The following is a 1,367-nucleotide window of genomic DNA, read 5'->3' as shown; positions in this document are numbered from 1 at the left end:
AGGTACAATCCACAGCTTCGGTAATATGTTTAGCCCCGGTACATTTTCGGCGCAGGGTCACTCGACTAGTGAGCTATTACGCACTCTTTAAATGATGGCTGCTTCTGAGCCAACATCCTAGTTGTCTGTGCAACCCCACATCCTTTTCCACTTAACATATATTTGGGGACCTTAGCTGGTGGTCTGGGCTGTTTCCCTTTCGACTATGGATCTTATCACTCACAGTCTGACTGCCGAATATGAATGAATGGCATTCGGAGTTTATCTGAATTCGGTAACCCGAGATGGGCCCCTAGTCCAAACAGTGCTCTACCTCCATCATTCTCAACTTCGACGCTAGCCCTAAAGCTATTTCGGAGAGAACCAGCTATCTCCAAGTTCGTTTGGAATTTCTCCGCTACCCACACCTCATCCCCGCACTTTTCAACGTACGTGGGTTCGGTCCTCCAGTGCGTTTTACCGCACCTTCAACCTGGACATGGGTAGATCACATGGTTTCGGGTCTACGACTACATACTCATTCGCCCTCTTCAGACTCGCTTTCGCTACGGCTCCGGCTCTTCACCTTAACCTCGCATGCAATCGTAACTCGCCGGTTCATTCTACAAAAGGCACGCTATCACCCATTAACGGGCTCTAACTTGTTGTAGGCACACGGTTTCAGGTTCTATTTCACTCCCCTCCCGGGGTGCTTTTCACCTTTCCCTCACGGTACTGGTTCACTATCGGTCACTAGGGAGTATTTAGCCTTGGGAGATGGTCCTCCCGGATTCCGACGGAATTTCTCGTGTTCCGCCGTACTCAGGATACTCCTAGGTGCATTCCAAATTTCGTCTACGGGGTTATTACCCTCTTTGACTGACCTTTCCAAGTCATTCGACTATCTGAAAATACTACCAGGTTGGAGTCCTACAACCCCAAGAGGCAAGCCTCTTGGTTTGGGCTTTTCCCGTTTCGCTCGCCGCTACTCAGGGAATCGAATTTTCTTTCTCTTCCTGCAGGTACTTAGATGTTTCAGTTCTCTGCGTCTACCTCTACTACGCTATGAATTCACGTAGCAGTAACATCCTATCAAAGATGCTGGGTTCCCCCATTCGGAAATCTCTGGATCATAGCTTACTTACAGCTCCCCAAAGCATATCGGCGTTAGTCCCGTCCTTCATCGGCTCCTAGTGCCAAGGCATCCACCGTGCGCCCTTATTCACTTAACCTTACAAGACCTACGGTCTTGGGTTTTGAGCAGTTCTGCCAGCGATGACAGCTTACTCAAGAAAATAAGCAATTGAACTTCTTAAAAAACTCATTCAACGCGGTGTTCTCGGTTTGTTTTGATTTACTTCAATATCCAGTTTTCAATGAACAATCTT

1 rRNA gene is annotated in these 1,367 nt (G+C 48.0%); it reads right to left on the bottom strand.

Annotated features, from left to right (window positions below):
• Positions 1-1,211: ribosomal RNA gene (locus tag ACO03U_RS13705) — 23S ribosomal RNA — on the bottom strand; the annotation flags it as partial.
• Between the last annotated feature and the right edge of the window lie 156 nt (positions 1,212-1,367).

Origin of the sequence: Enterococcus diestrammenae (assembly GCF_049384045.1) — a bacterium.
In the GTDB taxonomy this organism is placed as follows: Bacteria; Bacillota; Bacilli; order Lactobacillales; family Enterococcaceae; genus Enterococcus_C; species Enterococcus_C diestrammenae.
The sequence above is the reverse complement of the archived record's forward strand: the minus strand, read 5'-3'. Positions and strand labels throughout refer to the sequence as shown.